Origin of the sequence: Streptomyces sp. SCSIO ZS0520 (assembly GCF_025643355.1) — a bacterium.
In the GTDB taxonomy this organism is placed as follows: Bacteria; Actinomycetota; Actinomycetes; order Streptomycetales; family Streptomycetaceae; genus Streptomyces; species Streptomyces physcomitrii.
This window is the reverse complement of the sequence record NZ_CP092644.1, coordinates 4,422,862-4,447,464: the sequence shown is the minus strand read 5'-3', so window position 1 is coordinate 4,447,464 and position 24,603 is coordinate 4,422,862. Positions and strand designations below refer to the sequence as shown.

At 75.2% G+C, this 24,603-nt stretch carries 17 protein-coding genes, 1 tRNA gene and 1 riboswitch; of the genes, 10 read left to right on the top strand and 8 right to left on the bottom strand.

What is annotated here, in order from left to right; all coding sequences use genetic code 11:
- Window positions 1-209 precede the first annotated feature (209 nt).
- Together MID12_RS17450 and MID12_RS17445 are read left to right on the top strand one after the other, a co-directional pair.
- Window positions 210-698, top strand: coding sequence for a nuclear transport factor 2 family protein (locus MID12_RS17450; protein WP_263168434.1), 489 nt, complete (start codon window positions 210-212; stop codon window positions 696-698).
- Between the two features lie 170 nt (window positions 699-868).
- The gene (locus MID12_RS17445) at window positions 869-2,377 is read left to right on the top strand and encodes a PrsW family intramembrane metalloprotease (RefSeq protein ID WP_263168432.1); all 1,509 of its coding nucleotides are present in this window, start codon (window positions 869-871) and stop codon (window positions 2,375-2,377) included.
- 102 nt (window positions 2,378-2,479) lie between these two features.
- Here the strand turns inward: MID12_RS17445 and MID12_RS17440 are convergent, their stop codons facing one another.
- From MID12_RS17440 to MID12_RS17415, 6 genes are all read right to left on the bottom strand, one after another.
- A complete protein-coding gene (locus MID12_RS17440; protein ID WP_040251882.1) occupies window positions 2,480-3,232 on the bottom strand; it encodes a hypothetical protein in 753 nt (250 codons plus the stop codon).
- Window positions 3,233-3,305: 73 nt separating this feature from the next.
- Complete coding sequence (locus MID12_RS17435; RefSeq protein WP_263168429.1) at window positions 3,306-4,250, bottom strand: aldo/keto reductase; 945 nt, start codon at window positions 4,248-4,250, stop codon at window positions 3,306-3,308.
- A gap of 374 nt (window positions 4,251-4,624) precedes the next feature.
- Window positions 4,625-5,674: a M23 family metallopeptidase gene (locus MID12_RS17430; RefSeq protein ID WP_263168427.1), complete on the bottom strand. Its 1,050-nt coding sequence runs from the start codon at window positions 5,672-5,674 to the stop codon at window positions 4,625-4,627.
- 11 nt (window positions 5,675-5,685) lie between these two features.
- A riboswitch (cyclic di-AMP (ydaO/yuaA leader) is annotated at window positions 5,686-5,829 on the bottom strand.
- A gap of 263 nt (window positions 5,830-6,092) precedes the next feature.
- Entirely contained in the window at window positions 6,093-7,340 is a 1,248-nt protein-coding gene (locus tag MID12_RS17425; protein ID WP_411576966.1) for a PP2C family protein-serine/threonine phosphatase, read from the bottom strand.
- Between the two features lie 198 nt (window positions 7,341-7,538).
- Window positions 7,539-7,612 (bottom strand) — tRNA-Met (locus MID12_RS17420).
- 72 nt (window positions 7,613-7,684) lie between these two features.
- Window positions 7,685-8,896 (bottom strand): alginate lyase family protein, encoded by a 1,212-nt coding sequence (locus MID12_RS17415; protein WP_263168425.1) that lies wholly within the window; start codon window positions 8,894-8,896, stop codon window positions 7,685-7,687.
- 528 nt (window positions 8,897-9,424) lie between these two features.
- On the opposite strand from MID12_RS17415, the gene MID12_RS17410 reads away from it, so the two are divergent.
- Together MID12_RS17410 and MID12_RS17405 are read left to right on the top strand one after the other, a co-directional pair.
- Window positions 9,425-10,375, top strand: coding sequence for an esterase/lipase family protein (locus tag MID12_RS17410; protein ID WP_040251870.1), 951 nt, complete (start codon window positions 9,425-9,427; stop codon window positions 10,373-10,375).
- 247 nt (window positions 10,376-10,622) lie between these two features.
- On the top strand, window positions 10,623-11,786 hold the full coding sequence (locus MID12_RS17405; protein ID WP_040251867.1) for an alpha-hydroxy-acid oxidizing protein: 1,164 nt from the start codon (window positions 10,623-10,625) through the stop codon (window positions 11,784-11,786).
- A gap of 376 nt (window positions 11,787-12,162) precedes the next feature.
- Here the strand turns inward: MID12_RS17405 and MID12_RS17400 are convergent, their stop codons facing one another.
- A complete protein-coding gene (locus MID12_RS17400; protein WP_052482419.1) occupies window positions 12,163-13,413 on the bottom strand; it encodes a PucR family transcriptional regulator in 1,251 nt (416 codons plus the stop codon).
- Window positions 13,414-13,416: 3 nt separating this feature from the next.
- On the bottom strand, window positions 13,417-13,569 hold the full coding sequence (locus MID12_RS17395) for a hypothetical protein (protein WP_163011120.1): 153 nt from the start codon (window positions 13,567-13,569) through the stop codon (window positions 13,417-13,419).
- 248 nt (window positions 13,570-13,817) lie between these two features.
- On the opposite strand from MID12_RS17395, the gene MID12_RS17390 reads away from it, so the two are divergent.
- The 6 genes from MID12_RS17390 (at window position 13,818) to MID12_RS17365 (ending at window position 24,596) form a co-directional block, all read left to right on the top strand.
- Window positions 13,818-14,828 carry a DUF3068 domain-containing protein gene (locus MID12_RS17390; RefSeq protein WP_263168421.1) on the top strand — a complete coding sequence of 337 codons (1,011 nt, stop codon included), beginning with the start codon at window positions 13,818-13,820 and terminating at the stop codon, window positions 14,826-14,828.
- A gap of 377 nt (window positions 14,829-15,205) precedes the next feature.
- Window positions 15,206-16,366, top strand: a complete 1,161-nt coding sequence (locus MID12_RS17385) for a glycosyltransferase family 4 protein (RefSeq protein ID WP_040251856.1) — start codon at window positions 15,206-15,208, stop codon at window positions 16,364-16,366.
- 109 nt (window positions 16,367-16,475) lie between these two features.
- Window positions 16,476-17,198, top strand: a complete 723-nt coding sequence (locus MID12_RS17380; RefSeq protein WP_040257535.1) for a class I SAM-dependent methyltransferase — start codon at window positions 16,476-16,478, stop codon at window positions 17,196-17,198.
- Complete coding sequence (locus MID12_RS17375; RefSeq protein WP_263168419.1) at window positions 17,195-21,952, top strand: DUF3367 domain-containing protein; 4,758 nt, start codon at window positions 17,195-17,197, stop codon at window positions 21,950-21,952. The genes MID12_RS17380 and MID12_RS17375 overlap by 4 nt, the downstream gene beginning before the upstream one ends.
- Window positions 21,949-23,850, top strand: coding sequence for a condensation protein (locus MID12_RS17370; RefSeq protein ID WP_263168417.1), 1,902 nt, complete (start codon window positions 21,949-21,951; stop codon window positions 23,848-23,850). Before MID12_RS17375 ends, MID12_RS17370 begins: the two co-directional genes overlap by 4 nt.
- Window positions 23,847-24,596, top strand: coding sequence for a class I SAM-dependent methyltransferase (locus tag MID12_RS17365; RefSeq protein ID WP_040251854.1), 750 nt, complete (start codon window positions 23,847-23,849; stop codon window positions 24,594-24,596). Before MID12_RS17370 ends, MID12_RS17365 begins: the two co-directional genes overlap by 4 nt.
- Window positions 24,597-24,603 lie beyond the last annotated feature (7 nt).

The window sequence follows — 24,603 nt, the reverse complement described above, 5'->3', positions numbered from 1 at the left end:
CCGTGATACCCAGGACGCGGATACTCAACAAAGAGACTAGTCGCATTGACGACTACAGCCTCCTCCACGCACACCCCGCGCCCTCACGCCCCGATCCCTTCCCACCCCGATCCCCTCACGCACTGCCCCCTCACGCCCTTCCCGCCCATGACCCGGCGGCGCGGTACGCGGAGAACCGCGTACGGCCCCGGTCGCCCCCAGGAGGCCCGATGACCCCGCAGCCGACCCACGACCTCGCCGCCGACTCCGCCCCCGTCACCCCCGCCCAGGCCACCGCCGCCCGCTTCCGCGAGGCCGTGGAGACGCGGGACCTGGCGGCGATCGAGGCGCTGTTCACCGAGGACATCCGCTTCTACAGCCCGGTGAAGTTCACCCCCTTCGAGGGCAAGCCGCTGGTGGTCGGCCTCTTCGGGGTGCTGCTGCGGCTCTTCGAGGACTTCCGCTACCTGGGCGGCTTCGAGGGCGCCGCCGAGACCAGCGCGGAGGGCACCGAGGCCCCCGCGGTGGTGCTGCCCTTCCGGACCACCGTGCGCGGCAAGGAGATCCACGGCATCGATCTGCTGCATGTCGACGAGGCGGGCCTGATCAAGGAGTTCACGGTGATGGTGCGCCCGCTGTCGGCGGTGCGGACGCTGGGGGACGCGGTGCTCGCGGGCCTGGTCGAGGCCGGGCTCGTCCCGGCCCCCGAGGCGGGCTGAGGGCGGCCGGCCCCGCGCTCCCCGCGCCCGCGCGCACCCGTGCACCGTCGCGCCCCGGGCTGAGGGGTCGTTAGTGTCGAAGGGTGGCCTTCCGTTTTCCGCACCCCGAGCCGGCGGGCCCGGCGCCTTCCGCGCAGCCGGGCCCGCCGCCTGCCGAACCCCCGGGGCCGGTGCGGCACGCGCGCTGGTGGCAGCGGCGGCCGGTGCGGCTCGGCGGGGCGGCGGCGCTGCTCGGGCTCTCGGGGCTGGTCATCCTGGCCCTGGTGCACGAGCAGACCGGCACCCAGGGCTTCCTGGTCGGCCTCGGGCTCGCGGTGACGCCGGTGCCGCTGCTCTTCGCCGCCTTCCGGTGGCTGGACCGGGTGGAGCCGGGGCCCTGGCGCGACCTGGTCTTCGCCTTCGCCTGGGGTGCCTGCGCGGCGGCGCTCATCGCGATCCTCGCCAACTCCTTCGCGACCCGGTGGATAGCGACCACCACCGCCAGCCCGCACAGCGCGGACACCCTCGGCGCCCTGGTGATAGCGCCGGTGGTCGAGGAGTCGGCGAAGGCGGCCTCGGTGCTGCTCGTCTTCCTGCTCCGCAGACGGCACTTCACCGGGATCGTGGACGGGGTGGTGATCGCCGGGCTCACCGCCTCGGGCTTCGCCTTCACCGAGAACATCCTCTACCTCGGCAACGCCTTCGGCACCGACCGGCTCAGCGGCAGCACCGGGCTCACCTCGGTCACCGCCGCGACCTTCTTCGTCCGTATCGTCATGTCGCCCTTCGCGCACCCGCTGTTCACGGTGCTGACCGGCATCGGCTTCGGCATCGCGGCGCTGAGCGCGGAGCACCAGCGGGTGCGCCGGGTCCTGCTCCCGCTCACCGGCCTGCTGCTCGCGATGGGCATGCACGCCTGCTGGAACGGCTCCGCCGCGCTCGGCCGCTACGGCTTCTTCCTCGTCTACGCGACCGTCATGCTGCCCGCCTTCGCGCTGCTGACCTGGCTCGCCGTCTGGCTGCGCCAGCGCGAACTGCGCACCGTGCGCGAGGAGCTGCCCGCCTACGCCGCCGCGGGCTGGCTCACCGCGCCCGAGCCCTCCGTGCTCGGCTCGATGCGCGGGCGCACCCTGGCCAGGGAGTACGCGGCGCACGCCCTGGACCGGCCCGCCGCCCGCGAGGTCCTGGACTACGCCCGCTGCGCCACCTCGCTCGCCGTGCTCCGGCGCCGGGGCCGCCGCGGCCGGGCGGGCGCCGACTTCCCCCGCCGCGAACGCGAACTCCTGGACGCCCTCTGGCGCCACCGCACCGTCGCCGCCCCCGCCCTCGCCTACGCGGCCCGCCTCACCGCCCCCCGCCCCTGGCCGCACCGCCGGACGGCCCCGCCCCCGCCCTGGCCCCACGGCCGACCGCGCCCGGGCCCCGGCCTTCAACCGCCCGGCGGCAGCCCCGGCCCGCACCCGTCCCCGTACGGAACACCGCCTTCGTACGGGACCCCGCCCGCGTACGGGACCCCGCCTCCGCACGGAACACCGCCCCCGTACGGAACCCCGCCTCCGCACGGAACCCCGTCCCCCTACGGAGCCCCTCCCCCGTACGGCGACCCCGCGGCCGCCCGCCCCGCGCCGCCCGTCCACCACGCGGCCCCCGGCTGGCACCCGGCGCACCACCGCGCCGCCCAGGACCGGCACCCGCGCTGAGCCACCGCGCCCCGGACCGGACAGCCGCCGCACCGGCCGGGGACCGGCACCGCCGCCGGGCACCGGGGGCTCAGGCCCCCGGTCCTGAACCCCGGCCCCGGCTCAGACCTCCACGTCGAAGACGACCGCGAGCGCGGCCTTGCCGGTGACGTGCAGGGGGACGCGTACCGCCGGGTTGAGGGTGCCGTTGACGGCGGCGACCGCGGCGGCGAGGTCGTCCGGGGGCGGCTGGGTGAACTGTGCGAAACCGGCGTCCACGGCCCGGCGCAGGCCCGGTGCGGAGCAGACGTAGGGCAGCAGGCGGTCGTGGGTGGTGTGCTGGATGTGGAGTTCGACGGTCTCGCTCGCGTAGGCGGCGTGCAGGAACTCCTGGATGTCGCCCTGGTCGAGCCGGAGCCCGGTGTCCAGGTCGACCTCGGTGTCCGGGAGCAGCAGCGAGGCGCGCAGGAAGCCGGGGTGCGCGTCCAGGTGCAGCAGGGCGCCCTCGTCCTGGACCGCCTCGCCGAGACCGTAGAGGTCGGGGCGGAGCCGCGGGGTCAGGCCGACCACGATCGCGGCCCGCCCGCCGAGCCCCATGAAGGTGACCGAGCCGTCCTCGACGCAGACGTTGTGCGGGACCACGGCCTGCACAGGGCCGGTCCCCGCGGGGTGGCTGGCGCGGGTCTGCGCGGCCACCCGGTCGGTGAGGCTCGGGATGGTGATCGGCGGCAACTGCCGTGCGCCGAGCCGGAGTCCGGGGCGGGCGGGCGCACCGTCCCCCGCCGTCCGGTCGAAGACCGAGAGGCCCACCGGCGCCGATCCGCGCCCGCCGCCCCGGCCCGCCCCTGCCTTCTTCGTCCTCCGCCACCATGCCATGCGGGGACGGTAGCGGGACCGGCCCGGGAGGGGTCCCGGCCCGGTGCCGGTCTCCCTCCCGCCCCGGTTCCGCTCAGTCCGAGGCCGCGGTCAGCCCCGCCAACTCCTCCTCGGTCAGCCGGAGACCGGTGGCCGCGAAGAGGGCCGGGAGCTGCTCGGGGACGCGGGCGCTGGCGAGCAGCGGGCCCACGGTCGGGCGGGCGGCGAGCCAGGCCAGGGCGACCGAGGCGATCTCGGCGCCGTGCGCCTCGGCGACCTTGTCGAGTTCGGCGAGCACCCGCCGGCCCCGCTCGGTCTCCAGGTGCTTGGCGGCTCCGCCGGCGCGGGCGCTGTCGACCTGCCGCCCCGGCCGGTACTTGCCGGTGAGGAAGCCCGCGGCGAGCCCGAAGTACGGGATGGTGGTGAGGCCGCCGCGTTCGGCCACGCTCTGCAGCCCGCCCTCGTAGGTGTCCCGGGAGACCAGGCTGTAGTGGGCCTGGAGGGCGACGTACCGGGCCATGCCCGCGCGGTCGGAGAAGTCCAGGGACTCCTGAAGGCGTTCGGGGCTGATGTTGGAGGCGGCGACCGCGCGGACCTTGCCCGCCCGTACCAGCTCGTCCAGAGTGCTGATGATCTCCTCGACCGGTACGTCGGGGTCGTCGAAGTGCGTGTAGAAGAGGTCGATCCGCTCGATGCGCAGGCGGCGCAGCGAGGCCTCGGCGGCGGCGCGCAGCGTCCCGGCGGCGAGGCCCAGGTGCTCGGGGTGGCGGGCCGCCTTGGTGGCGATGACCAGGTCCTCGCGGTTGCCGCGGGAGGCGAGCCAGTCGCCGAGGACGGTCTCGGACTCGCCGCCCCGGTGGCCCTCGACCCAGGCCGAGTAGGAGTCGGCGGTGTCGACGAAGGTGCCGCCGCCCGCGGCATAGGCGTCGAGGACCGCGAAGGACTGCTTCTCGTCGGCGGTCCAGCCGAAGACATTGCCGCCGAGGGCGAGCGGGGAGACCTCGATACCGGAGTTGCCGAGGGTGAGCGGTGCGGACATGGGAGCCGTGACCTCTTCCCGGGTACGGGCGCCGGGCCGCCTGCGGGGCAAGTGGCCGGTGTGCGCCGGTGGTTCATGGGTACGCGACCAGTGTGCGCGTGCGGGGCCGCACGCCGGACGGCGGGCCGTGTGGCGCGGGCCGGACCGCCCACCGTAGTACCCGCCCGGCCGGTGGAGCCGAAACCCGGCCGCCGCAACCGGAAGCGGCACCCGGCGGCGCTGTCGCACCGCGGATGCCGCTGCGGGAAGGGGTCGGTCCTGCGGTCGGCCGGGGCCGGGACCGGTATCAGGTCTCAGCGTGGCCGGGCCGCAGGAGTTCCGCCTCAGGAGTTCCCGGGCCTCAGAAGTTCCGGGGCCTCAAGGATTCCCGGGTCTCAGGGGTTGATGCCCTTGGACTGGAGCCAGGACAGCGGGTCGATGCCCGTGCCGTCCGGGGTGTGGACCTCCATGTGCAGGTGGGGCCCGGTGACGTTGCCGGTGGCGCCGACGCGGCCGATGACCTCGCCGGTGCTGACCTTCTGGCCCGCGCTGACGCTCATCGAGGACTGGTGGCAGTACCAGACCTCGGTGCCGTCCTCCAGCTCCAGGACCGTGCGGTAGCCGTAGGCTCCGGACCAGCCCGCGGACTTGACGGTGCCGGTGTGGACGGCCTTCAGCGGGGTGCCGGTCGGGGCGGCGAAGTCGAGGCCGGTGTGGTGGCCGGAGGACCACATGGAACCGGCGTCGCCGAAGTGCGAGGTGAGGGTGTACGAGGAGGTGGGCAGCGAGAACATCTTGGCGAGCTTGGCCAGGCGCTCCTCCTCGGCCTTGCGCCGGGCCTCCTCCTGGGCCTTCTTCTTCGCCGCGGCGGCCTTCTTCTCGGCCTTCTCGCGCAGTTCGGCGGCCTCCTCGGCGGCCCGCTCGGTGGCGGCCTCCTCGGCGGTCCTCTGCGCGGCGGTGTCGGCGGCGGCCTGCTGCTGCTCGGCCTGCTGGAGGATCCGGCTGCGCAGCGACTCCCCGGCGTCCTCGGAGGCGCTCTGCCCGGCGGCGCTCAGCGGGGCCGCGGCCTCGGCGGCGGAGTCCTCGCCGGAGCCCGCGACCAGGTCGCCGACGCCCGGCAGGGACTTGGCCTCGGGCAGCGAGGCGGTGACGGCGGAGACATCGGGTACGGAGATGCGGACCGGCGGCTTGCCGCCCTGGGCGGTCGCCATGCCCCCGGCGCCGACCGCGGCGATGACGCCGACGCCGAGCACGGTGGAGCTGCGGGCGAGGCCGCCGCGCTGCTTGATGACGCGGTGTCTGCCGCGCACCGGGCGGACCGACTCCGCCGTGGGATTCCACTCTCCGAGGGGCTCTTCGAGAGGTTCTCCGAAGGGCTGCCCGAAGGAGGACTCTTCGTCACCGGGCACATAAGTGACGCGTGTAGCGGGGCCGTTGGACGCCACGGAGGCGTACTCCTTTCCTTCCTTCTCGCCTACCGGGTTAGCTGACGGGTTCGGAGCAGGAAGGTCTCCTACCGCCGCCTCTCGAAGAAGAGGCGGCCGATTCACCCCAAGAAGTGGTTCCCCGGCTCCCTTGCGGGATTAGGCGCGTGCGCGCGGAGCCGTCGCGTGTGACGGCTGTGACGACCGCGCTGCGTTATCGAACGTTAATAGACCCGGGCCCGGTATTCCAAGGTTTCCCGGTGATCCTTGACCCGTTCCGGGCGGGACGATAGGGACATCGGGGGCCGCAGCGGGGCGAGTTGACCCCCACGGAGCCGTCTTCCTCACATCCCCGCAATGCTGACGGTGCGTCAATTGTTATCCCAGGGGCGTCGGACGCTCACCTACCGTGACCCTCGGAGCGGTCCCGGCGGCCCGCTCAGCCTTCGGAGGTGCCCGTTCCGCCCTGCCCGTTCGCCGTCCCGTTGCCCGCGGCCGGACGGCGCACCGCGAGCAGCGCCATGTCGTCCCGCGCCCCGCCGCCGGTGTGCGCCCTGACCTCCTCCACGAGCAGGGTCAGCAGGGCGCTCGGCGCCGGGAAGACCCGGCCCCGCAGGCGGGCCACCGGATCGTAGAAGACCCCCTCGGCGTCCCGGGCCTCGGAGAGTCCGTCGGTGTGGAAGAGGAGGGTGGCGCCGAGCGGGAACTCCGCCTCGTCCGTGCGGTCCGGTTCGGTGCTCAGCTCGGCGAGGCCGAGGGGCAGCGCGGCCCGGCTCGCCGAGAGCACCCGCAGGCCGCCCTCGGCGTCGAGCAGCAGCGGCCCCGGGTGCCCGCGGTTGAGCAGCCGCACGGTCCGGCCCTCGTGCACCACCTCGGCGAGCACCGCGGTGGTGAAGGCCTCGAAGTCCTCGGTGCCGCGCCGCAGTCCGGCCTCCCGGGCGAGCGCGTGGTCCAGCCGCCGGGCCACCGCCTCCAGGGTCACCTCCTGCTCGGCCGCCTCCCGGAAGGTGCCGATGAGCACGGCGACGGTGGAGACCGCGCCCATCCCCTTGCCCCGCACATCGCCGACGATCATGCGGATCCCATACGGGGTGTCCTGCACGGTGTAGAGGTCGCCGCCGATGAACGCCCCGGCCTGCGCCGCCTCGTAGCGCACCGCGATCTGCAGACCGGCGAAGCGGTCGGGCGGTTCGGGCAGCACGGCGCGCTGGGCGGCCTCGGCGATCTCGCGGGCGGAGGCGAGCTGGTCCCCGCTGCGGCGCACCACCCCGTTCATCAGCAGCGCGAGGAAGGAGACCGTGACCACGGTGATCGCCTCGGTGGTGCCCTCGACCTCGTCGAGGTCCGCGTCCTGGACGCGCAGCAGGAAGACCGCGAGGGTGGCGAAGGCGCCGGTGAGCGCGACCCCGCGGGTGGTGTAGACGGGCGCGGCGAGCAGCGGGGCCGCGGTGAACATCGGCAGGGCCGTGTAGAGGGCGGGGGTGGCCGCGTCGTAGTAGATGCCGAAGACGATCAGGAGCACCGGCAGGACGAGGAAGAAGGTCCGGGACAGCGAGCGGCGCTGCGGGCGCAGCGAGGGGTCGGCGTTCGCCCCGTGCAGCGACAGCGCGGCCTCCTCCGGCACGGCCCCCGCCGCCTCCGGGCGTGCGGGGCGGTGCGCCCCGCCGGGCTCGCCTCGGCTCCCCACCACTGGACTCCCATGGATTCGGACGGCACTCCTGCTCAGCCTTTCCCCTGCGGCCCGCGCGGTCGACCGGGCGGACCCGTGCGGGTGAGGACCGCACGGCACGTACGGCACGCCCGCGGACGGGCGGCAGGGGAAGAGGAGAGAAGTGAAACACCGGAGGCCGGAACCCGATCAGGGATTCCGGCCTCCGGCCTTGAGTAGCGGGGACAGGATTTGAACCTGCGACCTCTGGGTTATGAGCCCAGCGAGCTACCGAGCTGCTCCACCCCGCGTCGGTGAAATGAAGTCTACGCCATCCGCGGGGGTGCCTCGCACCATTTTCCCGCCGGGGCCGCCCGGGCCCGTCAGCCCGCCGGATTTCCGGCCTGGGTCAGGGTCTCCCAGGCCACGAAGAGGTCGTCGGTCCCGGCGGGCCTGGTGCGGCGCAGGAGGCGGTCGGCCTGGGGCAGCTTCAGCTGGAGCCGGTTCTCCAGGTGGTTGACCAGGACCTCCAGATCGGGGCCCAGGGTGCGCCGGACCTTTCCGCCGCAGAGCCAGGCCGGGGCCCGGGCGCCGTTCTGGTAGCGCGCGTGGAACTCGACGGCGGCGCGCAGCCGCTCCCGGTACGGGCCGTAGAGGTCGACGCCCTGGTGCCAGGCGGTCTCGGCGATGTGCGCGGTGGCGGCGAGCGCGTACCCGGCGTGCTGGAAGTTGCGGCAGCTCTCCTGGGCTAGGCCGTCCCGGAAGACCCGCTGCCCGAACCAGTACGTACGGATCGCGTCGGCGCCGCGGACCCGGCTGCCGGGCGGGGTCCGCGGCAGCGGCCCGTCGGAGCGCAGATAGAAGTAGGCGGGGACCCGGGCCCGGAAGCGGTCCAGGGCGCGCCGGAACCCGGCGTGGTCGTCGAGGAAGACGGCGATGGAGAGGGCCGCGTCGGTCATCGCCAGGTCCCAGTTGCCGTTGAAGTCGGCGGCGCCGGCCGTGACCGCGGGCCGGTAGGCGCCGCGCAGCATGGCGCCGAACCGGCGGACCGAGGCCCGCGGCCAGCCGGAGCCCGGGGTGCGCAGCACCTCGCCCGCGCGGGCCCAGGTGGCGCCCGCCCAGGCGGCCTGGAGTCCGGCGTTGCCCTCGGTGTGCCGCCGGACCTTCGCCGACCAGGCGTCCATGATCCGGGCGGCCGCGGCGGCGTGCGCGCGCTCCCCGGTGACGTACCAGAGCAGCGCCTGCGTATAGGCGGCGATCGCGTCCTCGCGCTCCTCGACGCAGCCGCGGCCGGGGCGGGTGTCCGGCGGGCAGGCCACCGTCGCGTAGGGGCGGGGCCGGTGGCCGAGGTCGCCGTAGCGGCTGTCGCGCATCGCGAGGAAGGCGCCGAGCCAGGGCTGCTCGCCGTGCTCCACATGGCGGCGTACGGCGTCGAGTTGCTCCCCGCTCACCAGCGCGCCCGGGTGCCGGAACTCGCGGCCGGGGGCGGAGCGCGGCCGGGGTGCGGCGCGGCCCTGGTTCCCGCAGGCCGAGGCGAGCAGGACGAGCAGCGGCGCCAGCAGGGCCGCGAGCGCACGGTGCGCGAGGGGGCGCATGTCCACCTCCGGGGTCGGCTTCCAGCAGCCTGACCCCTCGGCCGCCCGGCCCGCCTGATCTGTTGCGCTGCACGGGGTCCGGGAAAAGCGCAGGTCATGGGCGCGCAAAGGGCTCTTTACCGGTACGTGGCGCTTCCCGGGGGCGAGGGCCGGGGCCGGTGCACGCCCCGTGTGAACGCCGCACCCGGACCGCATGGCGCACGCACACTTCCGCGCGCCCCCGAACGCGCCTGAACTGGACGGACACCGGGCGGGACTGACGGACCCGCACGGAAGGGGACCGCCGGCCACCCCCCTGCCCTCGGCCGGCGGCCCCCGGAAGGAGCACCCGGATCCGGCGGTAGGGGCCGGGCGCGGGCTTTGGTGACGCGTCACAACGGGGGCCCGAAACTCTGGTCGCCGCTACAAAGCGCTCCGCCCCGTCCTCGCTCATGCTGAGCGTCAACCGAGCGCCAACGGGGGTGCGCGTCGTGCGGGACGTCCACGACGGTCCGCCCGCTGGCGGAGTCCGCGACCGAAGGACCGTCCATGAGCCGCTTCACCCCGCTCGGGGCCCGCCTGGCGGCAGCCGGCGCGGCCCTCGCCGTGACCTGCGCCCTGACCGCCGGTACCGCCCAGGCCACCGAGGACCGCGAGACCTACCCCGTCGGGGGCGTCGGGACCGCGCTGAAGAACTACGCCCTCAGCCCCGACAAGGTCGCCGGCGCCAACGACTGGAACTGCAAGCCGAGCGGGGAGCACCGCAAGCCGGTGGTCCTGGTGCACGGCACCTTCTTCAACTCCGGCGCCAACTGGGTCGCCCTCTCCCCGATGCTGGCCAACGCGGGCTACTGCGTCTTCACCTTCAACTACGGCATGCACCCGCTGCTCTCGCTGAACCGGGTCGGCGGCCTGAAGAGCGTCGCGAGCTCCGGCGAGCAGATGAAGGCCTTCGTGGACAAGGTCCTGAAGGCCACCGGCGCCGAGGAGGTCGACGTGGTCGGCCACTCGCAGGGCGGTCTGGTCGCCAACTACTACCTCAAGCGCCTCGGCGGCGCCGACAAGGTCGACGTCAACATCGGCCTGGCCCCGAGCAACCACGGCACCACGCTCAGCGGCCTCACCACCCTCGCCGAGAAGCTGCACCTGCTCGGCTTCGTCAACGGCCTCTTCGACTTCGCCGGCACCCAGGGCGTCAAGGACCAGATCGCCGGCTCCGACTTCCAGCGGGAGCTGTTCGCCGACGGCGACACCGTGCCCGGGGTGCGCTATGTCGTCGTCGCCACCACCAAGGACTGGGTGGTCACCCCGTACAAGAACGCCTTCCTCCAGGGTGCGGGGGTGGAGAACATCACCCTCCAGGACCAGTGCCCGGACGACCCGGCCTCGCACATCGGGCTGTTCAACGACAGCCCGACGCTGCAGAACGTGCTGAACGAACTCGGCCCGGACGTCCCGGACTTCAAGCCCGAGTGCAAGGACTACGGCCTGGTGCTCTGACCCGGCCGCAGGCGCCCGCCGCCCCGGTTCCCCGTGCGGGGGCCGGGGCCGCGGCATGCCGGAGCGGGGCACTGCTCCGGCCACAGAAGAAACCTTTCGGGGCGGATCTCGTGCGAACCGCCCGGCGGCGGCCCGGGTCTCGCATCCTTGATCCAGGAGGGCGCGCGTCCGTACGGGCGCCCCGGTACGGACGTCGGCGCACGACCGGCGGGAACGGCGAGAACCGGCAAGCGGTGGAGGCGAGTAGATGAGCCAGTTCGGCGACTACCAGCAGGAGATCTATCTGAACGGACTCGGCGGCCTGGTGCCGAAGTACCCGTTCACCCACGAGGAGCTGGAGTCCGCCGCCCGGGCAGCGCTGCCGCCCTCGGTCTGGTCGTACGTGGCGGGCGGCGCCGGGGACGAGCACACCCAGCGCGCCAACGCGGCGGCCTTCACGCGCTGGGGTCTGGTGCCGCGGATGTTCGTCGGGGCGGCCCGACGCGACCTGTCCGTCGACCTGTTCGGGATGCGGCTGCGCTCCCCGCTGTTCATGGCGCCGATCGGGGTGCTCGGCCTGTGCGCGCAGGACGGCCACGGCGATCTGGCGGCCGCGCGGGCGGCGGAGCTGACCGGGGTGCCGATGGTCGCCTCCACGCTGTCGGTGGACCCGCTGGAGGCGGTGGCCGCCGAGTTCGAGGAGACCCCGGGCTTCTTCCAGCTGTACACGCCCACCGACAAGGACCTCGCGGAGAATCTGGTCCGCCGGGCCGAACTGGCCGGATACCGCGGCATCGTGGTCACCCTCGACACCTGGGTCACCGGCTGGCGCCCGCGCGACCTGGCCACCGCCAACTTCCCCCAGCTGCGCGGCCACTGCCTCGCCAACTACTTCGGCGACCCGGTCTTCCGCGGCCTCCTCGACCGCACCCCCGAGGAGGACCCGGGCGCCGCGGTCCTGCGCTGGACGCAGATCTTCGGCAACCCGCTGACCTGGGAGGACATCCCCTGGCTGCGCTCGCTGACCGCGCTGCCGCTGATCGTGAAGGGACTCGGCCACCCCGAGGACGTCCGCCGCGCCAAGGACCTCGGTGTCGACGGCGTCTACTGCTCCAACCACGGCGGCCGCCAGGCCAACGGCGGGCTGCCCGCCCTGGACATGCTGCCCGGGGTGGTGGAGGCCGCGGGCGAGACCCCGGTGCTCTTCGACTCCGGTGTCCGCAGCGGCAGCGACGCGGTCAAGGCCCTCGCGCTGGGCGCCACCGCCGTGGGCATCGGCCGCCCCTGCGCCTACGGTCTCGCCCTCGGCGGCACCGAGGGCCTGGTGCACGTGCTGCGCTCGCTGCTCGCCGAGGCCGACCTGCTGATGGCGGTGGACGGCTATCCCACCCTCGCGGACCTCACCCCGCAGGCGCTGCGGCGGGTGGGCTGAGCCGGTGCGAGGGGCGGCCGGGACCCGTGCGTCCTGATCTGTCACGCGGATGACAAACGGCACCCGGTATTTCTTGCTCCGCTGACAAGCCCCGTCCCCCGGCCGCTCCCCATCCTTGTACGGCACCGCACGGCCGCCGACGCCGGGCCGGAAGGCGCCCCGGGCCCCTGGACGAGGCCGCCCGGACCGCTCTTCGGCAGCACTCTCCCCCCTCCGGGCCCGGCGGCAGCCTGAGCCGCACGCCCGGGGACCGCCCGCCGGGCCCCGGGTCCACGAAGGAGAGCGCGATGCCATGTCCGCACCGCTGAGGGCCCGGGTGGGAACCGCCGGCCGCCTCCCGCGCGGCCCCCTTCGCCCGTCCGTGCCGCCGTGCCGCTCAGGGGGCGCCGCGCCCCCGGGCGGCCGGGAGCGCGCCGCGCAGCCGCATCGCCCGCAGCACCAGTTCGAGTTCGAACCGCCGGTCGGGGTCGTCGAGTTCGGCGCCCCACAACTCCCGTATCTGGCGCATCCGGTAGCGAACGGTCTGCGGGTGCACCCCGATCCGCGCGGCGATCTCCGGCGCCCCGCCGCGGGTCTCCAGCCAGGCGAGCAGGGTCTGGGCCAGGCGGCCCGCGTGGGCCCGGCCGTGGTGCCCGAGCGGTGCCAGGCAGCGCCGGGACAACTCCTCGACCAGGGCGTCCGGTTGGAGCAGCACCAGGGCCTCGGTGTGCTCGGTGCAGTGCAGCAACTCGTCGCCCGGCAGCAGCCCTTGACCGGCGAGGCCGAGCGCGGTCTCGGCCCAGTGCAGCGACTTGGCGGCGGACGGGGTGGCCACCGGCGGGCCCAGCGCCCCGGACCAGCCGGCCAGGGCGCGGCGCAGCAGCTCGCCCCGGCCGCGGAGTTCGGGGTCGGGCACCACGAAGCGGGGGCGTTCGCACTCCATGTCGAGCAGGACGTCGGAGCCGAGGGCGGGGGCGACGGCGCCGAGCGCGGGCCGGACCAGGATGCCGACGGCGACGGTCTGGGGCAGCTGCCAGCCGATCCGGGCGGCGCGTTCGGCGAGGGCCTCGCGCGGGTCGTCGCGGTGCTGCGGGGCGAGCAGCAGCTCCATCAACCGGGCCTGCTGGCGCCGCCGTTCACCGGCCCGCTGGGCGGCGGCCTCCGCGTAGCCGCGGACCGACTGCTCGACGAGGCGGTCCAGGTACTCGTAGCAGGCGTCGGCGAGGTCGTACATGGCCTGCGGCGGGATCTCCACCCGCTGGCCGATGTCGCAGAGGCGGCGCCAGGCCAGCCGTACGCCGAGCCGGTAGAGGGCCTGCAGGGAGTCCAGGCTGCGCCCGCCGAGGCCCTCGGCGCGGCCGAACTCCTGGAAGAGCTCCGGGTCGGCGCGCGGTGCCCGCTTGTCGGTGAGCAGTTGCTGCACGAAGAGTTCGATGGCCCGGCGGATCGCGGTGAGCGCCTTGGGCTCCCCCGACTCGTCCGGCTCGAAGTGGAACTGGGGATAGCTCGCGCGGATCGCCCCGAGGATCTCCTCGGCCAGGGCGGGGGCCTCGGCGAGGGCGTGCATCACGAACTGCCCGACCCGCTCGGCCGAGACATCGCCCCAGACGGACCCCGGCGGCAGCACCGGTCTGCTCGTCGTGGTCACGGCTCAGCGCTCCTGGCGGGGCGTCTCGTAGCTGATGAGCGGGGTGTTGGGCTGCTCGGGCGTCTTGCCGAGGAGGGCGACGGCGCCGAAGGCGGTGCCCACGGCGAGGCCCGCTCCGAGGAGGACGGCACAGGCGGCGGCGAGGTAGCGGTTCATGGCGGCGCTCCAGCTTCTGTGTCGGGACCGCGGCCGCCGGGGCTTCGTCGGCCCGGCGGGCCCGCGGTCCGTACTGCCTTGCACCCGGCTGCCGTTGGCGTCCGACGCAGCGGCCTCGTCCGGTGGAATCGCATTCTTCCCACTTTGTTGACATTTGGTCAACACTTTGTTTACTTTTCCCGCCACCCCCGCTCCACCGTCCTCCGCCGCGCTCGCCCCGAGCCGGCTCGAACCCCTGGAGTGCCCGGATGCGCCGCAGACCCGCCCGCCGTTCCCCGCTCTCGCTCCTCCTCCTCGGCACCGGCACCTTCCTCCTCGTCCTGGCCCCGCTGCTCGCCTGGTACGTGGAGCCCCAGGCCCGGCGGACCCCGCTGGACGTGGACGTGACCACGGTCTTCGAGGGCAGCGGCAGCTACTTCGACACCTCGAAGGTGAGGCTGGTCGAGGACGAGCCGCTGACCGTGACCCGCCAGGTCCGCGGCGACGTCGCCGACGGCGACCGCAGCGGGCGCGCGGTCTGGGACGTCTCCACCTCGGTGGACACCGCGGACACGCTGCCCGCGGCCGATCCGCACGACTCGCTCCAGTGGACGACCGAGCGCTGGGTCACCGACCGGAAGACCAACCGCCCGGTGCACTGCTGCCAGGAGAAGCCGCGCTTCGAGGGCGAGGCCTATCTGAAGTTCCCCTTCGGGGTGGAGAAGCGCTCCTACCGCTGGTGGGACAGCACCCTCGGCGGCACCGTGGTCCTCAAGTACAGCGGCGCCCGGGCGGTCCAGGGCTACCAGGGCCTGCTCTTCACCGGCCGGGTGGAGGCCGCGCAGACCGGCACCCGGCTGGTCCCCGGCCGCCTGGTCGGACGCCCGAAGAGCTCCCAGGTCCTCGCCGAGGAGTGGTACGCCAACCACGGCGTCGAACTCGTCGCCGACCAGGAGACCGGCCGGATCCTGTACGCGGCGATCGGGCCCCGCAAGACGCTGCGCGCCCCCGGCGGCAAGAAGGACGCGATGGTCCTGCTCGACAGCCGCAAGCTGGCCTTCACCCCGGCCACCCAGCGGGCCCAGGTCGCGCTCGCCCGGGACGACACCGACCGGCTGCGGCTGCTCGGGCGCACCGTCCCGCTCGTCGCCCTCCCGGCGGGCGCGGTGCTCTTCCTGGCCGGGGCGGTGCTCCTGGTCCGCGGCGGCCGGATCCGCCGCGGCGGGCAGGCGGCGCCGCTGCCGGACACCGCCCGGCACGCCGCGCCCGCCGGACGCTGAGGCGGACCCGGTGGCGGCCGTCCACCACCGGGTCCCCCGGCCCGTACCACTGCGGCCGGTGAGCAATAAGGGCCCGCGAAACCGGCGAAGTTGTCATCCCGGTGAGTAGCCGCCCGGCAGCGCTCCGCGAAAACTGTGCTTCCGCCCCGAACCGCGCACCTGTTCCCCTCGCGCCTCCGGCGGACTCACCACCCGTACCGCAGAAGGCAGTTCGGCCCCGCAGCTCTCAACCACCGCACCTCGCGGGGGAGTCGGCCCCGTAAGGCCCCAGCACCGCGCACGCCCCGCACCCTTCGCCCCGCCCGCACCACGACCCGCGCTTCGCCCGCGTACGAGTCGGCCCCGGACCCGGACCCCGAGACGGAGTTGCTGCACCGATGACCCAGCACCTGCCCGCGCCCGCCCCGCGCACCGCCGCCCCGGCGGCCACCCGCGCCCTGCCCGCGCCGCCCCCGGCCGTGCCCCGCCGCATCGTCTTCCTCGCCCACCGCGGCCTCGGCAACCCGGCGGCGGGCGGCTCGGAACTGCTCGTCGACCGGCTCGCCACCGGGCTGACCCGGCTCGGCCACGAGGTCACCCTGGTCTGCGGGGGCCCCGCCGAGGCGCGCCCCTACCGGGTGGTCCCGGCGGGCGGCGGGCTCGGCCACTTCCTGCGCGCCCCGGGGGCCTTCGCCCGCGAGGTCGGCGAGTGCGATCTGCTCGTCGAGGTCTGCAACGGCATGCCCTATCTGACCCCGCTCTGGCACCGCGGCCCCACCCTCTGCCTGGTCAACCACGTGCACACCGACCTCTGGGAGATGCGCTTCGGCGGCGCCCTCGCCCCCGCGGGCAGGCTCGGGCGGCGCCTGGAGCAGTGGGCGCTCGCCGGGGCGCAGCGCGGCAATCTGACGGTCGCCGTCTCCCCCTCGACCCGGCGGGCGCTGCTCGGCCTCGGGGTGGCCGCCGAGCGGATCCGGGTGGTGCACAACGGCGTCGCGGACCCGGGGCCCGCCGCTCCGCGGTCCGCCGAGCCGCTCTTCCTCGCGGTGGGGCGCCTGGTCGAGTACAAGCGCATCGACCTGCTGCTGCGGCTGTGGGAGCGGGTCAGACCCGTCACCGGGGGCCGCCTGGTCCTCGTCGGCGACGGGCCCGAGCGCGCCCGTCTTGAGCAACTCGCGGGCCCCGGCGTCGAGTTCACCGGCCACATCGGTGAGGCGCACAAGCACCGGCTGCTCTCGGCGGCCTGGCTGCTGCTGCACCCCTCGGCGGTGGAGGGCTGGGGCCTGGTGGTCACCGAGGCGGCGATCCGGGGCACCCCCGCGGTCGCCTTCGACGTACCGGGGCTGCGGGACTCGGTCGCCGACCAGGTCACGGGGCTGCTCGCCACCCAGGAGAGCGCCTTCGCCGCGGCCTGGTGCACGCTCGCGCTGAGCACCGAGCGGCGCCGGGCGATGGGCGAGGCGGCCCGGGCGCACGCGGCCCAGTTCCGCTGGTCCCGCACCGTGGGCGCCTTCCGGACGGTGGCCGCCGAGGCCTACGCCCTGGCCGGACGGGGGTGAGGCCGTGAGCGGCACCTCCCGCACCCACCGCGGCGGCCCCGCCCACGCCCACCCGCCGGCCGCCCCCGAGCCACCCCCGTCCCCCCAAGTCCGTACCGTGGAACGGCAGTTGAAGGACCCCTCGCTACGCCGCTCGGCCGCGCTCTTCCGCGCCTTCCTGCGCGAGCAGACCGACCCGGACCACTGCTACGCGCTGCTCGCCCGGGACGCCGCCAACCAGGTCGAGGCCTGGGCGGGACCGCTCGCCGGGCGCCTGGTCGTCGATGTCGGCGGCGGCAGCGGCTGGTTCACCCGGGAGTTCCGGCGACGCGGGGCCGAGGCCTACCTCTTCGAACCCGACGCGGCCGAGCTCGGCGCCCGCCCGGTGCCCGGCGCGGTGCTCGCCGACGGCTATCTGCTCCCCCTCGCCGAGGGCCGCGCCGACGTCTGCTTCTCCTCCAACGTCCTGGAACACGTCGAGGACCCGGCGACCTTCCTCAGCGAGCTGGTGCGGGTCACCCGCCCCGGCGGACTGATCTACCTCTCCTTCACCAACTGGCTCTCCCCGTGGGGCGGTCACGAGTGGGCGCCCTGGCACTACCTCGGCGCCCACCGCGCCCGGGCCCGCTACCAGCGCCGCACCGGCCGCCGGGCCAAGCACACCCTCGGCGAGAACCTGCACGCCGTGCACATCGGCCCGACCCTGCGCCAGGTGCGGGCCCGCGGCGACGTGGAGATCCTCGTCCAGCGCTCCCGCTACTGGCCCTTCCTCGCCTCGGCCGTCACCCGCGTGCCCGGCCTGCGCGAATTCGCCACCTGGAACCTCCTCCTCGTCCTCCGGCGGTGCCCATGACCAGCACGGTGCAGACCCCTCCCCCGGCGACCGCCGCCCCCGAGCCACCCGCGCCGGACCCCGGGCCCGGACCCCGTTCGCGGCGCTGGCTGTTCGGCTTCTGGGCGGTGGTGCTCGCCGCCTTCCTCGCCGTCTCGCCGGGCCGCCAGACCTTCGACACCAAGCTCGGCGTCACCACCGACCCCTGGCAGTTCCTCGCCGACCTCGGCGACCTCTGGCACGAGCGCGCGGGCTTCGGCGGCATCCTCGACCAGTACGTCGGCTACGTCTTCCCGATGCTGCCCTTCCACGGACTCGCCCGGCTGCTGCACCTGCCGGTGTGGCTGGCCGAACGCCTGTGGCTCTCGCTGATCGTGACGGCCGCCTTCTGGGGCGCGCTGCGCCTGGCCGAACGCCTCGGCACCGGGAACCCGCGCAGCCGCCTGCTCGGCGCCGCCGTCTTCGCGCTGTGGCCGGTGTTCACCATCGTCGTCGGCTCCACCTCGGCCGCCGCGCTGCCCGGCGCGGTCCTGCCCTGGGTGCTGCTCCCGCTCACCGACACCCGCCGCACCGCACGGGCGGCGGCGCTGCGCTCGGCCCTGGTGATCCCCTGCATGGGCGGCGTCAACGCGGCCGCCACCCTGGCCTGCCTGCTCCCGGTCGGCCTCTATCTGCTCTCCCGCCCGGCGGGCCCGCGCCGCCGGGCGCTGCTCGCCTGGTGGATCCCCGGGGTGCTGCTCGCCACCCTGTGGTGGGTGGTGCCGCTGCTGCTGCTCGGCATCCACGGCGAGAACTTCCTTCCGTACGTGGAGACTTCGGCGACCACCACCGGCACCATGTCGGCCACCGAGACGCTGCGCGGCGCCGGGAACTGGGTCGCCTATCTGCACTTCGGGGAGTCCTGGCTGCCTGCGGGCTGGACCGTGGTCTCCGCCTGGCTCACCGTGCTCTGCTCGGCGCTGGCCGCCGCCCTCGGCCTCGCCGGGCTCGCCCGCCGCGACCTGCCCGAGCGCCGCTGGCTGGTCCTGACCGTGCTGAGCGTCGCCCTGCTCACCCTCGCCGGATACGGCGGCGCGCTCGGCGCCCCCTTCCACGGCGAGGTGCAGGACCTGCTGAACGGCGCCCTGGTCCCCTTCCGCAACATCTACAAGTTCCAGGCGGGCCTCGCCCTCGCGCTCGCCCTCGGCCTCACCCACCTGGTGGCCACGGCCCCGGCCCGCGCGCTGCGCCGCCCCGGCCGCCGCCGCCTGCTGCCGCTCGCCGCGGGCCTGCTCGTGCTGCCCGGGCTCGCCCTGCCCTACGTCAACGGCAGCATCCTGCAACCCGGTTCCTTCCAGGCACTGCCCGCCTACTGGCGCACCACCGCCGACTGGCTCCAGGACAACTCCGCCGACTCCCGCGCCCTGGTGGTCCCCGCCACCGCGCACGGCATCCACACCTGGGGCACCACCATCGACCAGCCCCTCGACGTCCTCGCCGACTCCCCCTGGGCCCAGCGCGACTACGTCCCCTTCGGCACCCCCGGCAACCGCCGCGCCCTGGACGCCGTCGAGCAGGCCCTCCTGACGGGCAGTCACGTACCGGGCCTGCGCGACTACTTGCACCGTGCCGGGCTGCACTACGTGGTCGTACGCAACGACCTCGACCCGGACCAGATCGGCCATGTCCCCACCACCACCGTCAAACGCACCCTGGAGGAGTCCGGCTACCGCCGGGTCACCGGATTCGGCCCGGTCACCACCGGCGGGCGCATCGCCGCCGACACCCCGCTGCAGATCGAGGGCCTCTACCCGCGCCAGCGCGCCGTGGAGATCTACGCCCCCGAGGACACCCCGAAGCCCGGCCGCGCCGCCCTGAAGCCGGTCTCCGCCACCGCCGCGGTCTCCGGCGGCCCAGAGTCGCTGCTCCCGCTCTCCGCCGACCCCGGCATGCGCGGGCGGCCCGCGGTGCTCACCGGGGACGCGCACCCCGGCACGGCAAAGCCCGAGGTGCAGGCCGTGGGCGACGGGCTGCGCCGCGCCGACACCCGCTTCGGCCTGGTCAACTCCAACACCTCGTACACCTACACGCCGCAGGAGAAGAACTCCCCCGAGGCGGTGCAGGATCCGGGGCGCGGACCGCACCAGATCCTCCCGGTGACCGGGCGCGCCCACCAGACCACGGCCGAGATCCGCGGCGCCGAGTCCGTCACCGCCTCCTCCAGCGGCAACTGGCTCTTCCATCTGCCGCAGTACGACCCGGTGCACGCCTTCGACGGCAACCCGGACACCGCCTGGGCCGAGGGCTCCGCCGCCTCCCCCGAGGGCGAGTGGCTGCGCGCCGACTTCGCCGGGAGCACCGGGGTCCCGGCCGCCTTCCCGGTGACCCCGCTGCCCCAGGAGGGCACCCGCTCGGCCCCGACCAGGATCCGCGTGGAGACCGAACAGGGCGCCGCCACCAGCGAGTTGCGGCCCGACGGCAGCACCCAGGAGGTGGCCGCCCGGCCGGGCGCCAGCCGCTGGATCAAGATCACCATCCTGGCCGCCGAGTCCGCGCACCGCGGCCTCACCGGCGCCGGGTTCTCCGAGATCGCGCTCCCCGGGGTGCAGATCTCCCGCGTACTGAAGCTGCCGACCGACGCCCTCGGCTCCACGGCGGACACCGAGGTCGTCTCCCTGCACCGCAGCGCCGACCCCGGCGGACTCTCCCCCGCGGGCAGCGAGTCCGCGCTCGGCCGCACCTTCACCACCGGCGAGGGCGGCACCCGGACGGTGCGCGCCCAGGCCGTACCCGTCCCCGGCGAGGCCCTGGACGAACTCCTCTACTCCGTCGCCCCCGACCAGCGCCGCCGCCTGGTCGCCACCGCCGACTCCACCTCCCGGATCGGCAGCGTCTCCCCGCGCAACCTCACCGACGGCGACCTCACCACCGCCTGGATCGCCGGGGACCGCCCGGTCATCCACCTGCGCTGGCCCGGCAAGAAGGCGGTCGGCGAGATCGTGCTGCCCGCCGCCGGGGGCCTGTCGACCCGGCCCGAGAAGGTCGAGATCAGCTCCCCGGACGGGGCGACCGTCGCCGGGGTCGACGAGAACGGCGTCGCCCGCTTCGCCCCCCTCACCACCGACCGGCTCGACCTCACCATCACCGCGACCGCGCCCCTGACCGTGCACAACCCGGTCGCCGACGACGACCTCCAGCTCCCGGTCGGCCTCACCGAGGTCTACGTCCCCGCCCTGGAGGAGTACCGCACCCCGCAGCCCAAGGCCTCCCGCACCTTCTCCCTGCCCTGCGGCCAGGGACCCCCGCTCGCGGTGGACGGCACCCTGCACGCCACCGCCGCGAAGGGCACCGTGCGGGACCTGACCGAGCGGCGGCCCGTCGAGGTCACCCTGTGCCAGAAGGGCAAGACGGACCCCCGGCTCGCCCTGGACGCGGGCACCCACCTCGTCCAGGCGGGCGGCGCGGGCCCGCTCGCCCTCGCCGACATCACCCTCACCCGCGGCAACTCCCCTGCCCCCGAAGGCGATCCGCGCACCGTACGGGTCCAGGACGCCACCGGCGACGACCGGAGCCTGACCGTCGGCGCGGGCCAGGCCTCGTACCTGACCACCTTCGAGAACGCCAACGACGGCTGGAAGGCCACCCTCGACGGCAAGGAACTCACCCCGCTCCGCCTCGACGGCTGGCAGCAGGCCTGGCTGATCCCCGCCGGAGCGGGCGGCACCGTCCACCTCAGCTACGAACCGTCCACCTGGTACCGCGCCGGACTCATCGGCGGGGCGGCCGGGCTGCTCCTGCTGGCGGGGCTTGCCCTGTGGCGACGGAACGCGGTCGACCGGGGGGCTGCGGACGGCAGTTCGGTAGTCGGTACGGGGAAGGCCGCCTCGGGGGGCAGGAGTTCGGGGGGCGGTACGGGAACTGCCGGTCCGGGCAGAGGTAGTTCGGCGGGCGGTACGGGAACTCCCGGCCGGGGCACGGGTAATTCGGCGGGCGGTACGGAAACTCATGTGCCGGACATGGGTAGTTCGGCGGGCGCTACGGAAACTCCCGGCCCGGGCAGGGGTAGTTCGGGGGGCCGCAGAGGAGCGTCCACCGCGAGCCTGGGCAGTTCGGGCGCCGGTACGGGAACAGCCGCGCCAGACGCGGGCAGTTGGGCGCCCTGGGTGCCCGCTCCCGGTCTGCTGCTCGGCACGGTGGCGCTCGCCCTGGTCGCCGTGGTGATCGCGGGGCCGCTCGCCCTGCTCCTGCTGCCGCTGCTGCTGCTCGCCTGGTGGCGCCCCGGCCTGCTCGCCCCCGTGGCCCTGACCGCGATGGCGGCGGCCGGAGTGCTCGCCGCCCTCGACGCGGGCGAGGCCCCGGGCGCGGAGCAGGGCGCCTTCAGCCCGGCGGCCCAAGTCCTCGCCCTGACCGCCCTGTTCGCGGCACTCGTGGGGGCCAGCCGCTCCCGGGAATCCGCGTTCGGCGGTACGGAGCCAGGGCCGGAGGCCGGACCTGGGGCGCGCACCGGACCGGGCGGCGACCCGGCGGGCGAGGAGGAAACCGAGGCTGCCCGGACCCGGCCGCTGCCCGCCGCACCGCCGCTGCCCCGCCGGGGCCCCCGGCGCCGCGCCCACCCGGGCCGCACCGGCGGCAAGGCGCCCCGACCCGCACCGGACGCCCAGGCCTCCGGCCCCACCCTCTCGGCCCGCGGGCCCTCGTCCGCCCCGGCCCCCTCGGGCGAGGACCCGGGGCCCAACCCCCGCCCGGACGCGGACGGCAACGGCAACGGCAACAGCAACAGCAGGGAGGCACGATGACCGCCCCGCACCGGGCGGCCCCGCCGTCACCGGAAGCCGACGGCGCCCGGGCCTCCTCGGCGCCCACTCCGCCGGGTGACCCCGTGGTCCCGGCCGTCCCAGATACCCCAGCCGTCCCGGCTGCCCCGGCTGCCCCGGCTGCCCCGGCTGCCCCGGCTGCCCCGGCATCATCAACTCACGTCCGCCAGAGTCCTGTTGACCGCATCCCCTTCCCCGTCGTCGACGAGATCTCCCGCCACTGCCTGGACCCGGACGAACCGGAGACCGTGCACATCGAGGTGCACCTGCCGGGCCGCCTGGAACCGGAGCGGCTGCGCGCGGCCTTCGCCGAGGCCCTGCGCCGCCACCCGCGGATCCTGATGCGCCAGGCAGCGGGCCCCTGGTACCGGCGCCGCCACTACTGGGAACTGACCGGCCAACCCGACGTCGACCCGGTCGAGTTCACCCTCGCCGCACCCGGAGCCCTGGACCGCGCCCGCACCCGGTCCCTGTCCGACGCCCCCTCGCTGCACGCCTCACCACCGGTGCGCCTGGAGGTCGTACAGGGGCCGTGGGAAGAAGCCGGGGAGGAGGGCGGCGTGCTTCCGGAGGCGGCGGGGGCAAGTGCCGCGCTTCCGGAGGGGACGGGACCCGGCGGCGCGCTTCCGGCGGGGGCGGAGGCGGGTGGCGCTCTTCCGGAGGAGACCGGACCGGGCATCGCGCCTCCGGAGCGGACGGGCCCGGGCCTTCGCGATGCCGCAAGTCCGGTACGGAGCAGGAGGGTTGACGGACCCGCGCCTCCACCCTCCGGGGCCGCCCTCGTCCTCACCGTGCACCACACCGCGCTGGACGGGCCCGCCTGCCTGCGGGTGCTTGCGACCGCCGCCGAGATCTACCGGGGCGCGGCGGACCCCCCGCCCGCCGCACCGCCCGCGCGCGTGGGCGCCCCGGAGCCGGGCCCCCTGCCGCCCGCCCCGTCCCCGTGGGCCCGCCCCGCGCGCATCCGCCGCGGCAGGCCGGACCCGGCGCCCGGCAACGGCCTCCTCCTCGCCGCACTGCCGGTGCCCGGGCGACCGCGCGGCGCCCCGTACACCGTCAACGACCAGTTGCTCGTGGCCACCGCGCTGACGCTCGCCGAGTGGAACCGCGCCCGGGGCGACCGGCCCCGGCCGCTGCGCCTGACGATGCCGGTCGACGACCGCGACCGCGGCCCGGACATGCCGCTCGGGAACGGCACCCGGCTGGTCGAAGTGCCTTTCACCGCAGCGGAGTTGGCGGCGGTACTGCCACCGGCGGCGCTCGGCGGCGAGGCCCTGGCCGCCCTGCTGCGGAACACCGCCGCCCGCACCCGCGCGCTCAAGGCCCTGGACCGCCCGCAGCTCGGCCGGGGGGCCGCCCTGGTGGCCGCGCCCTGTGCGCCGGTTGCCTGGCGGGGCGCGCTGACCCGGGCGCTGCGCCGGGCCGCCGGGCCCTGGACCTCGACGAGCCTGCTGAGCAACATCGGCCGCGTCCCGTACCCGCTCGACTTCGGCCCGGCGGGGGCGGCCCGGGCGGTCTGGTTCTCGGCACCGGCCCGGGTGCCGCGCGGGCTGACCGTGACCACCGCCTCCACCGCGGGACGGCTCCACCTCGCCCTGCGCTGGTCCACCTCGCTGCTCGGCCCCGAGGACGGCCGCGCCCTGCTCGACCGCTTCACCCACTTCCTCGACGCCACGGCCACCGGCGGCCCGGCCCCGCAGAGCAGGGGCGGCGAGCCGGGAGCCACGGCAGCCGGACCCCGAGCAGCCCCACCCGAAGCAGCCGAAGCAGTCGAAACACCCAAAGCGGCCGAAGCAACCGAAGCGGCTGAAGGAGCCGAAGCAACTCAAGCAGCCGAAGACCGACTGCTGCCCGAGGGCAGCGAACAGGAGCCGCGATGAGCAGCACCGCACGGACCGAGCCGCGCCCCCGCCCGCCCGGACTGCGCGACTTCTACGAGAACCCCTCGGTCCCCGTCGCCTCCGGTGACGCCCGCAGCCTGCGGCAGGCGCGGATGCTGGCCGCCGCGCTCGGTCCGGCCTCGGCGGGCGCCGCGACCGTGCTCGACGTCGGCTGCGGGGACGGCACCGCGGCCCGGGTCGCCGCCCCGCTGCTCGCCGGTCACCGGATCATCGGCGTCGACTGGTCGCAGGACGCGCTGCGCCGCGCGCGCCGCCGGCTGCCGTACGTGGTCCGCGGTGACATCGGCGGCGGGGGGCTGCCGTTCGCCTCCGGCAGCGTGGACGCGGTGCTCTTCAGCGAGGTGATCGAGCACCTGGTGGACCCGGACGGCGCCCTGGACGAACTGCGCCGGGTGCTGCGCCCGGGCGGCCATCTGATGCTCTCCACCCCGAATCTCGCGGCCTGGTACAACCGCGCCCTGCTGCTCGCGGGCGTCCAGCCGGTGTTCTCCGAGGTCAGCCTGCGCGGCATCTACGGCAGGCCGGGCTCGGAGGTGGTCGGCCACCTGCGCCTCGCCACCGCCCGCGCCCTCGCCGAGCTGGTGCGGGCCCGCGGCTTCGAGGTGGTACGGGTGGCGGGCGCCCCCTTCCACGGGGTGCCGCGCCCGCTGCGCGCCCTGGACCGGCTCGCCTGCGCGCGGCCCTCGCTCGCCTCCCTCCTGCTGCTGCACGCCCGAAGGACCTGAGGGCATG

Coding starts and splice junctions, on each gene's coding strand:
- MID12_RS17450 (WP_263168434.1), top strand. CDS start 210: ATGACCCCGCAGCCGACCCACGACCTCGCCGCCGACTCCGCCCCCGTC.
- MID12_RS17440 (WP_040251882.1), bottom strand. CDS start 3,232: ATGGCATGGTGGCGGAGGACGAAGAAGGCAGGGGCGGGCCGGGGCGGC.
- MID12_RS17435 (WP_263168429.1), bottom strand. CDS start 4,250: ATGTCCGCACCGCTCACCCTCGGCAACTCCGGTATCGAGGTCTCCCCG.
- MID12_RS17415 (WP_263168425.1), bottom strand. CDS start 8,896: ATGCGCCCCCTCGCGCACCGTGCGCTCGCGGCCCTGCTGGCGCCGCTG.
- MID12_RS17410 (WP_040251870.1), top strand. CDS start 9,425: ATGAGCCGCTTCACCCCGCTCGGGGCCCGCCTGGCGGCAGCCGGCGCG.
- MID12_RS17405 (WP_040251867.1), top strand. CDS start 10,623: ATGAGCCAGTTCGGCGACTACCAGCAGGAGATCTATCTGAACGGACTC.
- MID12_RS17395 (WP_163011120.1), bottom strand. CDS start 13,569: ATGAACCGCTACCTCGCCGCCGCCTGTGCCGTCCTCCTCGGAGCGGGC.
- MID12_RS17390 (WP_263168421.1), top strand. CDS start 13,818: ATGCGCCGCAGACCCGCCCGCCGTTCCCCGCTCTCGCTCCTCCTCCTC.
- MID12_RS17385 (WP_040251856.1), top strand. CDS start 15,206: ATGACCCAGCACCTGCCCGCGCCCGCCCCGCGCACCGCCGCCCCGGCG.
- MID12_RS17375 (WP_263168419.1), top strand. CDS start 17,195: ATGACCAGCACGGTGCAGACCCCTCCCCCGGCGACCGCCGCCCCCGAG.
- MID12_RS17370 (WP_263168417.1), top strand. CDS start 21,949: ATGACCGCCCCGCACCGGGCGGCCCCGCCGTCACCGGAAGCCGACGGC.
- MID12_RS17365 (WP_040251854.1), top strand. CDS start 23,847: ATGAGCAGCACCGCACGGACCGAGCCGCGCCCCCGCCCGCCCGGACTG.